Below are 18,743 nucleotides of genomic sequence, written 5' to 3'. Positions count from 1 at the left end.
TTAACGCCCCTCGTCCATAGACATAGTACGAGCCTCTGATTCTAACAAAACAGGAATACCATCTTTAATTGGATAAGCTAGACGGTCTGCTTTACAAATAAGCTCTTGTTTTTCTTTGTCGTATACCAATTTACCTTTGCATACTGGACATGCAACAATTTCAAGTAGTCTATGATCCATAATGTTCCGTTACCTCTTTTATTTTATCCAATATACGTTGTGTCTCGACTGACTCAATGGCGGCCGTTACCGGCAAATACCACCAATTTTCTTGGGCATAATGAGCGCATTTTACCGCATCTTTTTCGGTCATAATGACGTTTTCACCGCGCTCACTCAACGCATAAAGTTCTGACTGAGAAAAATCCTGATGATCCGCAAACGCTGCGGTATGTATAAGCTTTGCCCCTAACTGTTCAAGCGTGGCAAAAAATCTCGGAGGATGGCCGATCCCGGCAAATGCAACTAAGCCATGAAGTTCGTTGGCAGGACATCGTTCGCCAGTGATTAAGTTTATCGCCATTTGCGGTGCCAATGTCATCGCAATTTCACCTTGGCCCGCGTGCCCACCATTAGTGATGATAAAATCCACTTCAGGTAAACGAGATAAAGGCTCTCGCAGTGGCCCTAAAGGAATCATCTGTTCGTTGCCAAAACGCCTTGCCCCATCGACGACAACAAACTCAATATCTCTTTGTAATGCATAATGCTGCAGGCCATCATCGGTAATGATGATATTCACATCATGCTCAAGCAAAGCTTTGACAGCCTCTGAACGAATAGGAGCAACAGCTACAGGGACACCTGTTCTTTGCTGAATCAGCTTAGGCTCATCACCACTATGCGCTGCAGGAGTTTGTGGTGTCAACACCAAGGGATACTGTGGCGCTTTGCCACCATAACCTCGTGAAACAACTCCTGGGCGATAACCTAGCTCAAGTAAGGTTTCCACTAGCCACACCACAACCGGAGTTTTTCCATTACCACCAGCGGTAATATTACCCACGACAACCACTGGAATTGGGGCACGATAACTCTCTTTATTACCTTGCTGATAAGCATGGCGTCGTGACATGCTGATTTGGGTGAATAATTTGCTTAATGGCCACAGTAGTGGCCATAAAACAAAATACCAAACGCTTTTGTGAAACCAAATCTTTTCAATCACGCCCGCTCACCAAACTGGATACTGTGCAGTTGCGCGTATGAACCACCTTTTCCAAGCAATTCACTATGGCTACCACGTTCGATGATTTCACCCTCATCGACAACCAGAATCTCACTTGCATTTTCAATGGTCGATAATCGGTGTGCAATGACAAGGACAGTTTTATTCTTCTGTAACTCTTCCAACGCCGATTGAATGGCTCGCTCTGATTCTGTATCTAGAGCCGAAGTCGCTTCATCAAGAATCAACACAGGTGCATCACGCAGCAGTGCGCGCGCAATGGCAATACGCTGACGTTGTCCACCAGACAAACTCGTTCCGTTTTCACCGATCACTGTATCCAAGCCTTGAGGCATGTTATCGATAAATTCCATCGCATGCGCAAGTCGAGCGGCATTTTCGATCTGTTCGCGACTGAAATCGCCCTCAGCGGCATAAGCAATGTTATTAGCAATTGAATCGTTAAACAGGTGAACATTTTGTGAAACCAGACCAAAATGCTGGCGTAAATTACTTAACTTAAAGTCACGAATATCATGACCATCAAGCTCGATAGAGCCTGAATCCACATCATAGAAGCGCGTAAATAGATTAGCGATGGTCGATTTACCTGAACCAGAACGCCCCACTAACGCGACAGTTTTACCCGCTGGAATATCGAAGCTAACATTTCTCAGCGCAGGTTTCTCACTGCCTTGATAGGTAAAGGTAATGTCATTGACTTTCACTTCACCCTTAATATCATCCGATTCAAACTTACCGTCATCTTTTTCACGCTCCATATCCATAAAAGCGAATAAGGTTTGACTCGCCGCCATCCCTTTTTGGAACTGAGAAGTTACCCCGGTCAATGCTTTAAGCGGACGCATCAAACCAAACATAGCGGTGAATACCACCGAAAATGTACCAGGCGTCAAGCTTTCACGAATTTCTGGGAAACTCGCAAGAAACAGAACAGTAACGACTGCAAATGACGCAATAACCTGAATCACTGGGTTAGCAATGGACTGGGCAGACACTAATTTCATGCTTTGTTGGCGCATGCGATTACTGACTTTATCAAAACGTTTTTGTTCTACCTTTTGACCACCATAACTTAACACCACCTTATGACCTTTCAGCATCTGCTCAGCTGATTCGGTCACGTGACCCATTGTGGTCTGCATATTTTTGGAAATTTTTCTAAAACGTTTAGATACGATACTAATCGCAATAGCAACAATTGGCGCAACGACAATCAAAACTAAAGAGAGCTGCCAGCTGTTCCAAAACATCAGCACTAACAAGCCAATAATGCTTGCACCTTCTCGAACGATACTCACCAACGCCTTACTGGTCGCATTAGCGACTTGTTCTGTGTCGTAGGTGATCCGAGATAACAAACTACCAGTGGATTCTTTATCGAAAAAACTCACCGGCATATGCATAAATTGTTTGAAGATCGAACGACGCATTTGCATAACGACGTTACCCGACACCCAACTCAAACAATAAGAAGACACAAACCCACTCGAACCGCGTAATAACATCACCCCCATTACGATAAAAGGCAACGTACGCAGAAATGAGGTATCCGTACTACCAAACCCTTCATCTAGCAAAGGTTTGAGTAGAGACATCATATACGTATCTGAAGCGGCATTAAGAATTAAAGCAATACAGGCAACAACGAGTCCTGCCTTGTAATTACGAATGTAAGTCCAAAGGCGTTTAAAAGTCTGCCAAGTGGTTTCGTCTGTATTTATCGACATAGAGATACATCATCGGTTATAAAATTGCGCTCATTCTACCCCGTTACGTAGCATCTGCCTATACCATGGCTGGTTATCATTCGAGCGTTTCCGCTCGATTCGGGTGTCGTTACCATGAAAAATAACACTAATTTGACCTGAATCACCCGTATCTAACCAATGAGCCCCATGCTGAGTATAGCGTTTAACCACCGCAGATGACGGCAAATGCCAAAGGTTCCCTTTAGCGAGAGAGGCAATTGCCCACATCGGGCTAACTTTATCAATAAGCTGTGCGGTAGACGATGTACCACTGCCATGATGAGGCACTAACATCACTTCCGCGTTCAAATTGTCTTGCCCTCGTGCAAGTAACCACTCACCGACTGCATTAACGTCTCCCGTCAGCAAGATAGAATGGCGATGATAGATGTCACGCACCATGATCACACATGAATGCTGATTATATGCGCGATGCACTTGTTTTGGTGGCCATAACACTTCAAAAGAAAGCGATTCCCACCACCAGGTTTCACCGCGTATACAAGGCCGATACCCCGACAAACGCTGACTTGCCCATTGATGCCGGTGAGAGATGATAGGCTCAATATCGTATCGTCCTCCTGCATGATCGTTGTCGGTATGGCTTACTATCATTGCGTCCAGCGTTTCACCGTAATAGGCGACTAACGGTTTAATGACTGAATTAGCCATGCTCCCCGTATCCCATCCGCTGCCAGTATCATAAACAAGCACTTTGTCGTTCTGCCTTATCAGTACAGCTAGACCATGTCCAACATCTAATACTTCGACACGCCAATCAAAACGAGGCTGACTAGACCATAAATGAGAAAGCACCAACACTGTCATACATGCAGCCCAACGCTTCCTGATCAATAGTGTGCTTATGAAAGCGATTAACACAAAGAGTACGGTCAGTGTCCACTCACGACTAAAATTAATCCAACTCCCTTCACTCCATTGCAACGCATGAAGCAAAGGAGCAAAAGCCCAATCTAAGCATTGCCATACATAATTAGCGCCCCACCCACCGCACACTAACGCCAGTAAAAGCAGAAAACCTAACGGTACAATCACGTAAGAGAACCAAGGGATAAAAACCAAATTAAATAGGACCGAGGTGACACTCACTCCATGGAAGAAGTAGCCGGTAATCGGCACCATAAACAACGTTACACCAATTTGTATTAAGAATAATTTTTGCCAAGTATGGGCATAATGTTGGGTCCAGCTAGCCAAATAAATGACTGCACTAACAGCAAAAAATGACAGCCATAAACTACTGCTATATGCTGCGAATGGGTAAACCAATAGCACCACGGCTAACGTGATATTGAGTCGCCCCAAAGTGCCAACACGCACAGATGTCATTAACAACACCACATTGGTAATACACATGATAACAGCGCGTTGAGTGGGTAAGGTAAACCCAGCTAGCCATGCATAACCGATGGCAACAGCGGCGCCCAATAGCCAAGGAGCCCACAACCATAGCGGCGAAAGACGGCTAAAAACGCTACCAATAAGAAATCCCAAACCAAATGCAATACCAATATGAAGCCCTGAAATTGCAACTAAATGTGACAAACCACTATTGCGTAATTGCTGCCACTGATCTGGTGTTAATCGGCTCCTTTCACCAAATAAAAGCGCGAGAATTAAGCCTTGTTTATCACTTCCTTGCGCTATATGTAGCACCTCTTGATACCACCAATTTCGCAACGTCGTTTTTGTGGTAATAGACCAAGCGCTATCCCTGTAAACACTGGCTTTAGCCACAATTTTTTCGCTTATTGCATAAGTTTCTTTATCAAACCCAACGTCATTCAAATGACCAAACATAGGCTTGACCGAAACATGAAATATTCCACTTTGATTCGGTGTTAATATGATGGGCGAAGTTAGCCTTATTTTGGGCTGAAATAGATAGAATATCGGTTGATGATTAATCTCGGTGACTGTGATATCACCCTGAAAAGCATCGCCAACCGGTTTAAAAAAACTATCGACATGGGCATTTATGGTAATATTCGAACCAAATTGAAAAAGCGTATGTTTTTGTGCACTGAGTAACTGGCTATGTGTTAGTATCAACACAACTGCCAAGGCTATGCCGATGACACTTCGACATCCCAGAATCACCACACAAATCACACCAGTGCCAATCGCAGCCAGAAGAGGCTCCCATCCGGGAATGAAAGGCCAATAAATTGATGAAATGGCTGTTAATGAAAACGAAATTAACACCCAATTATTGAATAAGAGAGTCATGGTTTCCTATGCCAAGAAAATTCATTAAGCGGTTTATGCCTAACCACGATCTGATCAAACGTCAGAAGGCATTAAAAATTTTCGGCAATGTTCTATACAACCCCAATTTATGGTGTCTTAACCGACGTTCTGCTGCAGGTGCTTTTGCTGTCGGCCTTTTTATGGCATTTGTACCTCTGCCTAGTCAGATGATTATGGCAGCCGGTTTGGCCATTTTATTTGGTGTAAACCTGCCTCTATCCATTGCGTTAGTATGGATCACGAATCCGATAACCATGCCTGTCATCTTTTACCTCGCTTATAAGCTAGGTACTGTGGTATTAAATATGCCACCCCAACATTTTCACTTTGAGCTATCGTGGGAATTTCTCCGTGAACAATTTGATACTATTTGCTTACCATTAGTGGTTGGCAGCGGTATCTGTGCTGTCGTTGCTTCTATTATTGGGTACTTTGGTATCTTGGGCTTATGGCGTTATTCTGTCGTGCGCAGTTGGCAAAAACGCCAAGCAAAACTCGCGAAGAATCTCCCCAAAAACGGACACCAAGGGTAAACATTGCCTGCCGCTAAGCTTACGGACTCAATACAAAGAGTGGGAGCTTAGAACAATAAGCGTGCGAGACAAAGGGCAATTATTGGTGTAATACCTGCAATGAAATTCCAACAAAAAAGGACCCGAAGGTCCTTTTTTGTTCATACCAGTACAGTACTTATTTACCACTAAGTACTGTCGCAGGATTTAAGCGACTTGCTCGCTTAGCAGGATACCAAGTGGCGAGTAAGCTCAAAATAATAGCGGTACCTGAGACTAACAGCACATCAAACGATTCAACTTGTGATGGCAGAAAATCAACAAAATAGATATCACCAGACAGGAAATGGTGACCGGTAAGTTTCTCGAGTTGATTGACGATTCCAGTTAAATTCATCGCCACAAGTACTCCAAGAACACTACCTGCAATACTACCAAATACGCCAGAAAACACGCCTTGCCATACAAAAATGCGTTTGACTAATCCATCGGTGGCTCCCATGGTACGCAAAATGGCAATTTCAGCCGCGCGATCTTTCACGGCCATCATTAATGTCGAGACAATATTAAAGCTTGCGACCCCAATCACCAATACCATCACTAAGTACATAATGGTGCGCACCATCTCGATATCTCGATACAAATAACCGTATTTCTGTTTCCAACTACGCAAATAAACGTATTGGTCAAGTTGACTACCCACTTCCCGTACGATCTGAGTTGCCATAAATACATCATTTACTTTAATTGAAACGCCCGTCACTTTATCACCCATGGATGCGTAATTTTGCGCATCTGCCATCGGTAACAAGGCTAAGCTATGATCAATCTGACCATTAAGTACCAATAAGCCCGTCACTTGAACCCGCACCCGTTTAGGGGCTTCAACACGATTCATGTTATTCGACTTTGGTATCATCAACGTGATGTAGTCTCCGACCTTAACATTCAGCTTATCCGCCACCCCTTTGCCTAAAATAACCTGCTTTTGATTAGGCTTAAAATGTTGCCAAGCGGTTTTATCAATAAACTCGGACATCAAAGACACTTGACTTTCTAGCTGCGGATTCACACCCCGGATTTCTAGTGCCTTAAGATGTTTACCCCGTTCTGCCAACGCGGTAAAACGGACATACGGCGCAGCAGCAACAACATTAGGATCACTTTCTGCTTTTTTCACTAAGGCCGGCCAATTCCCCATTGGACCACGAACGCCTTCAAACTCGCCATGTGGTACAACAGATAACACCCGTTCTTTCAACTCTCGCTCAAAACCGTTCATGGCAGAAAGACCGATGATGATGACTGCAACCCCAACGGCAATGCCGATGGTAGAAGAGAGCGAAATAAACGACACCATTTTATTACGCTGCTTAGCACGACTAAAACGGCCACCGATTAATAAGGATAAACCTCTAAACACTTATGCCCCCTTCGCTTCCATAAGAAGCCCATCTTGCATATACATTTGACGGTCCATCTTTTCAGCCAGTTGGCTATCATGAGTCACAACTAAAAAAGCCGTACCGGATTCTTGATTTAATTCACGCATTAGATCGTAAATAGAAAGAGCGGTTTGATGATCAAGGTTTCCTGTTGGCTCATCGGCCAGTACTAAATCAGGTTTATTAACTAACGCTCGAGCGATAGCCACGCGTTGACGTTCACCGCCAGACAATTCTGCAGGCCGGTGTTCGATACGATGCCCTAAACCGACACGCTCAAGTAACGCCTTAGCTTCTTGTTTAGCGATAGAGACCTTTTTACCACCGATCAGTAATGGCATAGCCACATTCTCTAATGCAGTAAAATCGGCCAAAAGATGGTGGAATTGATAAACAAAACCTAGGTGAGTATTGCGAATTTTTGCCTGACGATTAGAGCTCAATGCCATTAAATCATGGCCTAAAAATTCGACCTTACCTTCACTGGTATCATCTAGTGCTCCTAATATATGAAGCAGCGTACTTTTACCTGAACCAGAAGAACCAATAATCGAGACTAGTTCGCCTGTTTTTAAATCGAAACTGACGCCTTTTAATACCTGGGTTTTAAACTCGCCTTCCTGATAGGTTTTGCATACATTCTGACAAGACAACAAATTATTCATAACGTAACGCCTCAGCGGGTTTTACAGAAGATGCACGATAAGAAGGGAATAATGTGGCAAGCAAACTAAGCGCCACAGCAAGAATAACCACTACCGTTATTTGCATCGGATTAATGACCACAGGTAAAGAACTACCTAAAGAAAATAGAGCAACGCCCATCATACTCAATACAGAATTGAGGTTATCAGCGAGCAGCACACCTAACACACCACCAACCAGTGCACCAATCACGCCGCTACTCGCACCTTGCACCATGAAGATGGCCAGAATTTGGCGATCCGTCATACCTTGAGTTTTAAGGATGGCGACTTCAGCTTGTTTCTCCATCACGACCATAATCAGTGCAGAGATAATATTAAATGCAGCGACACCAACAATTAGCCCCAGCATAAGCCCCATCATATTCTTCTCCATGCCAACCGCTTGGAAAAGTTCACCGCGCTGATCGCGCCAATCGCTCCAATGCCAACCTTTAGGTAAGGTTTTATGAGAAAGATCACCAACAACAAATGGGTCATCAAAAAACAGACGCCAACCTGAGATGGTGCTATCACTGTAATGCAAAAGACGGCCAGCATCGTCTAGGTGGGTGATCATTAACTGCCCATCCACGTCTGAGCCGGTATTAAAAATGCCAGCCACTTGAAAATTACGTTGACTAGGAATACGTCCAAACGGCGTATACTGACTCGCACTTGTGACCATTAAGCGTACTTTATCACCCACTTTCACATTAAGTTGGCGCGCTAATATTTGTCCCAAGAAAACACGATAACTGCCAGCGGTTAAATCACTCACCCTGCCACCAATTAAGTAATCAGAAATCGGATCATGCTGATCAGGCTCGATCCCAATCATAAGACCGGCGGTCAATTCGGAAGCACTTTGGATCACCGCTTCACTGCGCACAATTGGCTCAGGTGAACGTAATGTCGACATGTCACGTATAAATTGGGGTGGGGAATCTGTTTTGCGCGTTTTATCGTGATCTTGTGAAATAACTGCCTGAGGAAGCACACCTAAAATACGGTGCTTTAGCTCAGATTCGAAGCCATTCATCACTGACAAAACCGTTACTAAGGACATAACCCCGATGGTGATTCCGGCGGTAGACATGTAAGACACGAATCGACTGAACCTATCACCGGAACGCCCACGTAAATAACGCAGGCCTATAAAGGTTGAAATCGGATGAAACATAATAAAAACCATACGACTAAGATGGCGCTACTGTAACGGGAATCAGAGCAAGGTTGTAGCTTTTATTTGCTAAAACTGTGTAAGAGAAGCACTATTTGATGTTTATTACCACCCATTTCACGCTTCTAACATGGACATAACTTGATTACTGCGGCTGTATAGCGATAATCAACTCAGGCGTAATAAGGAAAACCGACCATGACTGACCAAGAGTTTTTTTCAGTGCATCATGCACTTAATATTAATGTTGAACCCCTTGAGGTCGGTTATACACTGCCTTCTGCCGAAGAGTTTGTTAGTGAAATCCCGACCCCTTTTATTGTTGCTAGCGAATTCAGTCAATTAGACATGCTTACCGAACAAGCTAAGTTGGAAATGAAATCCAATGATTTTCGCCATGTCTTCCAACTGTTGGATACCCAGAACGCCAAACTCAATCTTTTATTAACGTTCATGTTATCTCAAGAAGATAGTGCCGCGTTCCGCTACAAAACTGCGACGTTCGGCGCCAGTCAGTTTGCCTATCATTCCGATACACCTCTTGCACTTAATACCCCGGTGCGTGCCAAATTGTTTATTGAGCACCCTTCTGCTGCCATATACTGCTACGGTAGCGTTGTGGCTTGCGAAGTACATGATGATGAACATCACCTTATTACGGTAAAATATGATTTATTACGAGATGCGGACCAAGACTTACTCATCAAAGCCGCTCTGCATCAGCAACAAAAGCTTCTACGCCAACGCTCACTGGATCGAGAAAAATAATTAACGTCCCATGACTAAACAGACACTACTTCCTCTAGCCACCTCAAGCGGTGCTGGAGACAAAAAATTCAATGGTAATTTAACGGGTTCAAGCCTTGCGCTTGCCATCGCTGAGCTGGCTACCCAACATCCTAGTCACACCGTATTAGCCGTTGCTGACCCACAAACAGCATTACGCCTACAAAGCGAGATAGAGCAATTTACTCACACGGAAGTTGCCCTATTCCCCGATTGGGAAACATTACCTTACGATAATTTTTCCCCTCATCAGGAAATCATTTCTGAGCGTATTTCGCGCCTTTATCAGTTGCCACATCTAAAACAAGGCATAACGATTGTGCCAATTAGCACGTTGCTACAACGCCAATCTCCACGTGACTATTTGTTGCAACACACTTTAATGGTAAAACGAGGGGATGAGTTTTCGCTGGACAAATTACGTTTGCAGCTAGACAACTCAGGTTATCGCCATGTTGATCAAGTCTTTGGCCCTGGCGAGTATGCCAGTCGCGGTTCGATTTTGGATCTGTTCCCAATGGGCAGCAATCTACCGTTTCGCTTTGATTTCTTTGACGATGAAATTGATACTATTCGCACCTTCGATCCTGAAACTCAGCGCTCGGTTGATGAAATCGATAACGTTCAATTGCTACCGGCTCATGAATTTCCGACAACAGAAGCGGCAATTGAAGAATTTCGTAGCCGTTGGCGACAACGCTTTGATGCTCGTCGTGAACCAGAATCGGTTTACATGCAAGTCAGCAAAGGAACATGGCCTGCTGGTATAGAATACTGGCAACCTCTGTTTTTTGATCACACTGAAACCTTATTTGATTATCTGCCTGAGAATTCACAAATTGTCGCCGTGGGTAACCTAGAGCCTGCCATTGATCATTTCTTAGCTGATACCGCATATCGCTACGACCAACGTAAAATTGACCCACTGCGTCCATTATTGCCACCGCATGAACTCTGGCTAAAAAAAGATGAACTGTACGCGACACTAAAAACACTGCCTGTCGTACAATTAGAGCGTGAAGCACTGACCGAGAAAGCAGGTCGCGTTAATATCGCGACTCATGCCCTACCCAATTTAGCCGCGAACCATCAGCAAAAAGAACCATTATCAGCACTACGTAAATTTACTGAGCAGTTTCCTGGTAAAATCATTTTTTCAGTAGAATCTCAAGGGCGACGTGAAGCGTTATTGGAATTGCTACAACCGCTAAAATTGCGCCCAACTTCAATCAATAGTTTCCATGAAGCGATTCAAAATGATAGCCGCTATACCATGGTCATGGGCGCAGCTGAACATGGATTTATATACGGTGACGACCAAATAGCCTTTATTTGCGAAAGTGACCTTCTCGGAGATCGAGTATTACAACGACGCCGCAAAGACCGTAAAGTCAACACCAACAGTGATGCGGTTATACGTAATCTGGCGGAACTCAAACCAGGCCAACCTGTGGTGCATATCGACCATGGTATTGGCCGTTATATTGGACTGCAAACGCTTGAAGCAGGTGGAATGACCACCGAGTACGTGACACTCGAATATCAAAATGAAGCGAAACTGTATGTCCCCGTCTCATCATTAAACCTGATTAGTCGCTATTCTGGTGGCGCAGAGGATTCAGCGCCAATTCATAAACTCGGCGGAGAAGCTTGGGCTAAAGCACGCCGAAAAGCCGCTGAGAAAGTTCGCGATGTTGCGGCTGAACTACTGGATGTTTACGCAAAACGAGAACTAAAGCCGGGCCACAAATTTACTCTGGATCGGGAACAGTATGCCAACTTTAAAGCGACCTTCCCATTTGAAGAAACCGACGATCAAGCAATGGCGATTAATGCGGTTCTCTCTGACATGTGCCAAGCCAAAGCAATGGATAGATTGGTATGTGGTGATGTTGGCTTTGGTAAAACAGAAGTCGCTATGCGCGCTGCATTTGTGGCAACAGATAACAGCAAACAAGTCGCAGTATTGGTTCCGACAACCCTGCTTGCTCAGCAGCATTTTGAAAATTTCCGAGACCGCTTTGCTAACTTACCCATTCGCGTTGAAGTCTTGTCGCGCTTCAAATCTGCAAAAGAACAGAAGCAAATCATGCAAGATGTTGAAGACGGTAAAGTTGACATCTTAGTAGGTACACACAAACTTCTATCGAGTGATCTACGGTTCCAAGATTTGGGCTTATTAATTGTCGATGAAGAGCACCGTTTTGGCGTTCGACAAAAAGAAAAAGTCAAAGCTATGCGCGCTGATGTTGATATTTTAACGTTGACCGCAACCCCAATTCCGCGAACCCTCAATATGGCAATGAGTGGTATGCGCGATCTCTCGATAATCGCAACCCCACCAGCACGTCGACGCGCAGTGAAAACGTTCGTACGTCAAGGCGAAGATAGTGTTATTCGTGAAGCGGTATTACGTGAGGTCATGCGTGGAGGTCAAGTTTACTTCTTACATAACCAAGTTGAGACCATCGATAAAGTCGCTGCAGATTTAGAAAAGCTCATTCCCGAGGCACGCATTACTGTTGCCCATGGTCAGATGCGTGAACGAGAGCTCGAACGCATCATGAATGATTTTTATCACCAACGTTATAATTTATTGGTTTGTACCACCATTATTGAGACTGGTATCGATGTACCTACCGCCAATACCATTATCATGGATCGGGCAGATACATTAGGCCTTGCTCAATTGCACCAATTGCGAGGTCGTGTGGGGCGCTCTCACCACCAAGCGTACGCTTACTTACTGACACCGCATCCCAAAGCAATGACCAAAGACGCCGTTAAGCGATTAGAAGCGATTGCCTCTTTAGAAGATTTAGGTGCTGGGTTTACCCTCGCCACTCACGATTTAGAGATTCGTGGCGCTGGCGAGCTCTTGGGTGATGAACAAAGTGGTCAAATTCAATCGGTTGGTTTCACTCTTTACATGGAAATGCTTGAACAAGCGGTGGAAGCATTAAAATCAGGGAAAGAACCATCCCTTGATGAACTGTTAAAAGAGCAGACTGAAGTTGAAATGCGCATCCCTGCTTTATTGCCTGATGATTATATCCCTGATATCAATACTCGCTTATCGATGTACAAACAGATCGCAAGTGTCAACTCAGAAGACGCGCTTGCAGAGCTCAAGGTTGAATTAATTGACCGCTTTGGTCCACTGCCAGACGCAACCAATAATTTATTGGCCATCGCTCGCTTGAAACTAGACGCAGGGACGCTGAAAATACGTAAGATAGAAGCGCACGACAAAGGCGGCTATATTGAGTTCTATCCAAATGCTGACATTGACCCTATGTTTTTGGTTAAACTGTTGCAGGCTCAGCCCAAACAGTTTGCAATGGATGGACCGACTAAGTTTAAATTTACCTTGCCTTTAGTCGACCGCCGAGAGCGCATTGCTTTTGTGACCAATATGCTTGGTGAATTTGAGCAGAATTTACTACCTGCGGCATAACGCCGCATAATACGATGATATAACCAAACCACTGATAGATATTGTTCAGTGGTCATGTGCTTGGCACAACATGACGGAGTCATAATGAAAAAACTGATCCCTTTGCTTCTTTTACTCGTTGCTATGCCAAGCTTGGCACAACGACAATTTGATGTAGAAGTTATCCTTTTTAAACGCGCTGTGGATGCAGAAAAAGTCAGTGAATCTTGGCCAAACGTATTACCACCTATCAACCTTTCTAAAGCGGGTTCGTTTAGTGATGCCAGTTACTTAGAAAAAAAAGGGGTAACGCTCTTACCGCCTAGTGACTATCAATTAGATGCGCAAGCCGAAACGTTACAGGCGCATGCTGGTTTTCAAGTATTACTGCACACTGCATGGCGTCAAGGAGATGAAGGTGAAGCCCGCGCTCCTGTTTTTCATATTCAGGCCGGCGATGATTATTCAAGCCAATTTAATCCCGATGGCACAGAACGCAAGCAACAACAAACGCCGTCAGAAGCTGTTAATGGCGTTAATGGCGTGGTAGAACAAACCGTCGCAAACCCTTTGTATGAATTAGATGGTACGATTCAAGTCTACGTTCAACACTATCTGTATGTAAAAACCGACTTAGATTTGAAATCACCAAGTACTCGTGAAGTCATATTGAAAGACAAGCAATTACAGCTTGAAATGAGCCCGGATGAACAAGATACAAATGTTCAACTTGGTCATTTAGAAAATGTCTCACCAGACAAAGAAGTTGAGACGTTTTTGAAGAGCTATCGGATGGATCAAAAACGGCGTATGCGTAGTGGCGAAACCCACTACCTCGATCATCCACTGATGGGTATGATCATCCAAGTACGTAAAGCCCCACAATCTGATGATAATCAGTAATAAGTTAGCTTATAAAGGCGCCCTAGGCGCCTTTTATTGATCTCAACGAGCAGATGCAAGATTATTATGGTTCCAGACTTTCACATTATTACCCAGCGATTACAGCTCAAACTGATTGTATTAGAGGATAATGACCAACTCTGCCAGTGTATCTGCTCGTCGCCCTCACTGCACAAATGGGTAGATTGGTGCCATGCAAAATTCAGTCATGATGAAGCAGAAGGATTCATATTAGCCACACGCCTAAACTGGGTAAAATCCGAAGCCTATGGCTTTGGTGTCTACTTAAGAAAATCCGGTGAATTAATTGGTATGGTCGCTATTAACGAGTTTTACCCTACATTTAATATGGCAAGTTTAGGGTATTGGATTCGTGATGCTTATCAACAGCTAGGGTATGGTAAGGAAGCACTGGATGCTTTGGTAGAGTTTAGTTTCAGCCAACTTAAACTGACACGTCTTGAGATTGTGTGTGATCCAGATAATCTGCCCAGCCAGCTGTTAGCCAAACAGTGTGGGGCTCAATTGGAAACGATCGCGCGCAATCGTTTCATGTACCATGATCAGCCGAAAGACGGAGCGGTTTACTCTATTATTCCAGACTAGTTCAAACTGATTATTAAGCATAAATAAAAAGCAGCTCGAAAGCTGCTTTTTTTATACCAAAAATCTTAATGGAGTTTTAAATTAGGTCTTAACACTCGGTTGATGCGTCCGACTAACATCATCAAGCCTGTTTTAATCATGCCGTGCAAGGCCATCTGGTGCATACGGTACAGAGAAATGTACACCATACGAGCAATACGCCCTTCAACCATCATAGAGCCTTTCGTTAGGTTACCCATCAGACTTCCTACGGTAGAGAAACGGCTAAGAGAGACTAATGAACCGTGATCTTTATAGATATAAGGTTTCATTTCTCGACCATTCAGTTTTGCAATGATGTTTTTGAACGCAAGAGATGACATCTGATGTGCAGCTTGCGCACGTGGCGGAACAAATTTACCATCCGGTTGAGTACATTGCGCCAAATCACCAATAACAAAGATATCGTCATCACGAGTCGTTTGTAGCGTTTCTTTAACCACCAGTTGATTGATACGGTTTGTTTCTAATCCAGCAATATCCTTGATGAAATCAGGAGCTTTAATGCCAGCCGCCCATACCATGATTTTTGCGTGGATCTTTTCACCATCTTTCGTCACTAACCCATCCGCTTCCGCTTTAGTCACCATAGTAGCGGTACGAACATTGACACCCAGTTTAGTCAGTTCTTGATGAGCGGCTGCAGAGATGCGTGGTGGTAAAGCGGGAAGAATACGTTCACCCGCTTCTACAAGGTTAACGTTGAGCTTACTAGAATCTAAATCACCAAACCCGTAGTTACGTAACTCAGTGACTGCGTTATGAAGCTCAGCAGAGAGTTCGACCCCAGTTGCCCCACCACCAACAATGGCAATATCAACACTACCTTGCCCATGGCGCGCATGCAATTTAAGGAATTCGTTATTCATTTCGCTACGGAAACGGTGAGCTTGTTCAGGGCTATCAAGGAAAATACAGTGGTCACGAACGCCTTCGGTGTTGAAGTCATTGGACGTTGAACCGATCGCCATCACAAGAATATCGTATTCCAGCTCACGCTGAGGCATTAATAGCTCACCGGAATCATCTCTTAATTCAGATAACGTAATGGTTTTTTTGTCTCGGTCGATAGACTCTAAACTGCCTAACTGGAAGTCAAAGCTATGATTACGAGCGTGGGCACGATAGCTCAATGCATCGACACCTTCATCTAATGAACCAGTAGCTACTTCATGTAATAGCGGTTTCCACAAGTGGCTAGATTTACGATCTACCAAGGTGATAGTTGCGCGATTTTTACGCCCTAAAGTGCGTCCAAGTTTGGTTACCAATTCTAGGCCACCAGCGCCACCACCTACTACGATAATGCGAGTCACTATAAAAATCCTCAAAATAAACGTTAATAATTGTGGTTCAGCCCGGCACAAACCGAACTGAAAAATTGGGTAATAGAAAAGAAATTATCCACTAATTTGAGGTGTTATCTTGTTTGAGCCACAACTGCCAATAAAAAGAACTTAATTAACATCAAAGTTTAGGTGAGTTTCATACTCACTCTTCGTTTTTTTTGATATCTATCAATTTATTTTGATGGGAGTCATTATATAGGGCAAATTTTGTCACGCAACCAAAGAATGTCTCTCTTTTGCCGAATAAACCAGCAAAACCACATTAACAACGTGGAATTAAATAGGTAAAGTTAATGACAAAACTCATATTTATAAATAGAACCGGATAACACTGATTTTGTAGGAAGGAAAAGTCACTGAATCAGCGAGCTTACTGCTTAGATTGAATGGCGGGGAAATAACCTATACCCAAGGCTAAATGGGCGCACTTGGGTATAAAACTTCATCGACACTTTATTATAAAGCGTTTTTAAATGTTTTCATTGTTTGAAGATGATGAGAAATCTTAGGGAACTTATGCGGTTGTGCTTCATCCCAAATCAGAGAGTAATAGGGTGATAGTTCTGCTGCAGAGTTACGGCTATCAAGTACGCCGTCATCACGTGATAAAATGACTAAACAGCTATTACGATTGATGTCCCGGTAATCTGAACGACACTTTGTTGCTATATCATCATACTCTTCAGGCCGATCAATGACGCCTTCCATTGTCGCTTGAGGGTGTAAGTTGGGATTAAACAATACCTGCTTAATTCCGCATAAAAATCCAACGCGCTCAGACCAGTAGCCACCTAACCCTACCCCACAGATTAAAGGATTAGGATCATCACTACTTTCAATCGATTTTTGCACTTCATTTAGCAAATGTTGCATGTCATGCTTGGGATGCAGCGTACTGTAACTAATAAAACGAACATCGTCGTCGATAAACTGCAACTGCATTATTTTTTCGTGATTACCCGGACTAGTTGAATCAAAACCGTGTAAATAAAGAATCATAGGTCCCTGCTCCGCTCCATTGGCAAACTGGTTAAAGTCATTTTATCTAGATAAGTATCTGTTTACTCTACCCAAGCTTCATGATGAAACAGTGATCCTAATTACATAAACTCTGTTTTAACTGTGTCGCTTGTTCTAAGTAATACTCTTCTCCACGTAACTGATAAGCGAGCAAGTACCACAACAGCCCCATCACTTCGGTACGCGGTAACCAACTTTTTACACCATCGATCCACTCATCAACTTCCATGATATTCATTAACTGACAGTAACGGGCCACAGATGCGGGGAGGTTTTCGTCAGCGGCAACAATGCTTAACGCCAAATCTAAACAAGGGTCTGCAATTCCGGCATATTCCCAGTCAATAATTTGGATACTGTCGTCATTTTTGACTAAGTTATAACCTCCCAAATCAAAATGGCATAAGCAGGTACGATTTAAATCGACTGCCGGAGGCAAACGCCATGTTTGATACAAGCTCTCCAGCGCTTCATCTTTGAGTTCATCACGCAGTTGAAGCCAGTAATGATCGATACGAGCGGTATAGTTAAAAGGCGCAATTGGAATACGTTGCTTGTCGAGTAAATGAATGCGAGAGAGACATTTTAACACGGTATCAAAATCCGCTTCTTGTTCAAGAGAATGACCATCTCGCCATGCGACTAGTAAACCTTGGTCATTAATAAATGCAGCTTGGGGAGCAATATTTTCCTTCTCAATAGCCTTAAGAATTTGATATTCCTGAAAACGTGAAATAGAAAATGCTTGTGTGATAGAAGTGATAGGACGCCATACAAACGCTCCTTTAACGGGACAGACAACCTTCCAGCACCGGTTAGTTAGGCCTCCTGTAAGGGTTTGTGCATAATCGGGGACAACATCAAAGAAACGAGTCAATGACTGCAGTGAGGGATCCAGTTGACATGCTTCTGCCCAGCCAATCCTTGCCATTGACCGTCTCCTTTATATTAGCTCGCGCACTTATAAGCCAAATAGGCTACGTTTCTCGTCTTTACGGATTTCAGTTTCATCCGCCCACTCTATCAAGCCTGTGCGAATGTCCATAAGACGCATTGTCATCTTGTAATAAACGTCTTTGTCACTGCCTGAGTTTTTCACAATACTCGACAGGTTACCGTATAGCATATATTGAGCACCAACCATCTTACCAAATTGAATCGCTGAACTTTGATTGACTAGCTCATCATTATTTTGGAATTTAAGCTGTTTACGAACGGACTCAACTCGTCCCATATCCACAAAGCGGAACTTACCAGAATTAAGCATCTTGGTACTGATGGTATCGGTAATTGATTCCGTATCGATATGTTCACTGGTTTTATTTTTAATCCGTTCTACAAATACGATCGGGCGTTGATTTTGAGTAATCGCCGCCACAGAGCCAGACATCATCATGCTATCAACCATGTCTGAGGCAATTTTTTGCAGGTCAGTCGACCCAAAATCTGCAGTCACAGTTTCTACACCTTGAGCGTCTCCGTAAGAGACCTTATTCGCACACCCACCTAATAAAACGGCTAAGCCAACGACTGCCCAAATACCTTTTTTCATTTTGGATCCTCAAACTCT

16 protein-coding genes are annotated in these 18,743 nt (G+C 43.7%); 5 read left to right on the top strand and 11 right to left on the bottom strand.

Annotated features, from left to right (window positions below; translation table 11 throughout):
* Genes I1A42_RS05370 through I1A42_RS05355 form a run of 4 tightly spaced genes read right to left on the bottom strand, consistent with a single transcriptional unit; the run spans position 1 to position 5,190 of the window.
* Positions 1 to 180 (bottom strand): Trm112 family protein, encoded by a 180-nt coding sequence (locus I1A42_RS05370; RefSeq protein ID WP_161154094.1) that lies wholly within the window; start codon positions 178 to 180, stop codon positions 1 to 3.
* Positions 170 to 1,168 (bottom strand): tetraacyldisaccharide 4'-kinase, encoded by a 999-nt coding sequence (gene lpxK / locus I1A42_RS05365; protein WP_196122853.1) that lies wholly within the window; start codon positions 1,166 to 1,168, stop codon positions 170 to 172. Before lpxK ends, I1A42_RS05370 begins: the two co-directional genes overlap by 11 nt.
* On the bottom strand, positions 1,165 to 2,919 hold the full coding sequence (gene msbA / locus I1A42_RS05360; RefSeq protein ID WP_161154096.1) for a lipid A ABC transporter ATP-binding protein/permease MsbA: 1,755 nt from the start codon (positions 2,917 to 2,919) through the stop codon (positions 1,165 to 1,167). Before msbA ends, lpxK begins: the two co-directional genes overlap by 4 nt.
* Positions 2,920 to 2,949: 30 nt before the next feature.
* A complete protein-coding gene (locus I1A42_RS05355) occupies positions 2,950 to 5,190 on the bottom strand; it encodes a DNA internalization-related competence protein ComEC/Rec2 (RefSeq protein WP_196122852.1) in 2,241 nt (746 codons plus the stop codon).
* An 8-nt stretch (positions 5,191 to 5,198) separates the two neighbouring features.
* On the opposite strand from I1A42_RS05355, the gene I1A42_RS05350 reads away from it, so the two are divergent.
* Positions 5,199 to 5,744 carry a DUF2062 domain-containing protein gene (locus tag I1A42_RS05350; RefSeq protein ID WP_161154098.1) on the top strand — a complete coding sequence of 182 codons (546 nt, stop codon included), beginning with the start codon at positions 5,199 to 5,201 and terminating at the stop codon, positions 5,742 to 5,744.
* 157 nt (positions 5,745 to 5,901) lie between these two features.
* Here the strand turns inward: I1A42_RS05350 and lolE are convergent, their stop codons facing one another.
* Genes lolE through lolC form a run of 3 tightly spaced genes read right to left on the bottom strand, consistent with a single transcriptional unit; the run spans position 5,902 to position 9,034 of the window.
* Positions 5,902 to 7,146 (bottom strand): lipoprotein-releasing ABC transporter permease subunit LolE, encoded by a 1,245-nt coding sequence (gene lolE / locus I1A42_RS05345; protein ID WP_196122851.1) that lies wholly within the window; start codon positions 7,144 to 7,146, stop codon positions 5,902 to 5,904.
* Complete coding sequence (gene lolD / locus I1A42_RS05340) at positions 7,147 to 7,833, bottom strand: lipoprotein-releasing ABC transporter ATP-binding protein LolD (protein WP_161154100.1); 687 nt, start codon at positions 7,831 to 7,833, stop codon at positions 7,147 to 7,149.
* Positions 7,826 to 9,034: a lipoprotein-releasing ABC transporter permease subunit LolC gene (gene lolC / locus I1A42_RS05335; RefSeq protein WP_196122850.1), complete on the bottom strand. Its 1,209-nt coding sequence runs from the start codon at positions 9,032 to 9,034 to the stop codon at positions 7,826 to 7,828. Before lolC ends, lolD begins: the two co-directional genes overlap by 8 nt.
* 198 nt (positions 9,035 to 9,232) lie before the next feature.
* Here lolC and I1A42_RS05330 point away from each other — a divergent pair, with 198 nt between their 5' ends.
* The 4 genes from I1A42_RS05330 (at position 9,233) to I1A42_RS05315 (ending at position 14,765) form a co-directional block, all read left to right on the top strand.
* A complete protein-coding gene (locus I1A42_RS05330) occupies positions 9,233 to 9,802 on the top strand; it encodes a PilZ domain-containing protein (protein ID WP_196122849.1) in 570 nt (189 codons plus the stop codon).
* 10 nt (positions 9,803 to 9,812) lie between these two features.
* Positions 9,813 to 13,277: a transcription-repair coupling factor gene (gene mfd, locus I1A42_RS05325; RefSeq protein ID WP_196122848.1), complete on the top strand. Its 3,465-nt coding sequence runs from the start codon at positions 9,813 to 9,815 to the stop codon at positions 13,275 to 13,277.
* A gap of 84 nt (positions 13,278 to 13,361) precedes the next feature.
* Complete coding sequence (locus tag I1A42_RS05320) at positions 13,362 to 14,159, top strand: peptidoglycan binding protein CsiV (RefSeq protein ID WP_161154104.1); 798 nt, start codon at positions 13,362 to 13,364, stop codon at positions 14,157 to 14,159.
* 66 nt (positions 14,160 to 14,225) lie between these two features.
* On the top strand, positions 14,226 to 14,765 hold the full coding sequence (locus I1A42_RS05315) for a GNAT family N-acetyltransferase (RefSeq protein ID WP_196122847.1): 540 nt from the start codon (positions 14,226 to 14,228) through the stop codon (positions 14,763 to 14,765).
* A gap of 65 nt (positions 14,766 to 14,830) precedes the next feature.
* On the opposite strand, the gene I1A42_RS05310 is transcribed toward I1A42_RS05315, so the two are convergent.
* The 4 genes from I1A42_RS05310 to lpoB all read right to left on the bottom strand — a co-directional run bounded on the left by I1A42_RS05310 (position 14,831) and on the right by lpoB (position 18,725).
* Positions 14,831 to 16,120, bottom strand: a complete 1,290-nt coding sequence (locus I1A42_RS05310; protein ID WP_196122846.1) for an NAD(P)/FAD-dependent oxidoreductase — start codon at positions 16,118 to 16,120, stop codon at positions 14,831 to 14,833.
* Between the two features lie 489 nt (positions 16,121 to 16,609).
* A complete protein-coding gene (gene ycfP, locus I1A42_RS05305; RefSeq protein ID WP_161154107.1) occupies positions 16,610 to 17,152 on the bottom strand; it encodes an alpha/beta hydrolase YcfP in 543 nt (180 codons plus the stop codon).
* 97 nt (positions 17,153 to 17,249) lie between these two features.
* On the bottom strand, positions 17,250 to 18,104 hold the full coding sequence (locus I1A42_RS05300; protein ID WP_196122845.1) for a phosphotransferase: 855 nt from the start codon (positions 18,102 to 18,104) through the stop codon (positions 17,250 to 17,252).
* Between the two features lie 30 nt (positions 18,105 to 18,134).
* Positions 18,135 to 18,725 (bottom strand): penicillin-binding protein activator LpoB, encoded by a 591-nt coding sequence (lpoB, locus tag I1A42_RS05295; RefSeq protein WP_161154109.1) that lies wholly within the window; start codon positions 18,723 to 18,725, stop codon positions 18,135 to 18,137.
* Positions 18,726 to 18,743 lie beyond the last annotated feature (18 nt).

Source organism: Vibrio nitrifigilis (assembly GCF_015686695.1).
Lineage (GTDB): Bacteria > Pseudomonadota > Gammaproteobacteria > Enterobacterales > Vibrionaceae > Vibrio > Vibrio nitrifigilis.
This window is presented reverse-complemented; position numbering and strand designations above follow the sequence as displayed.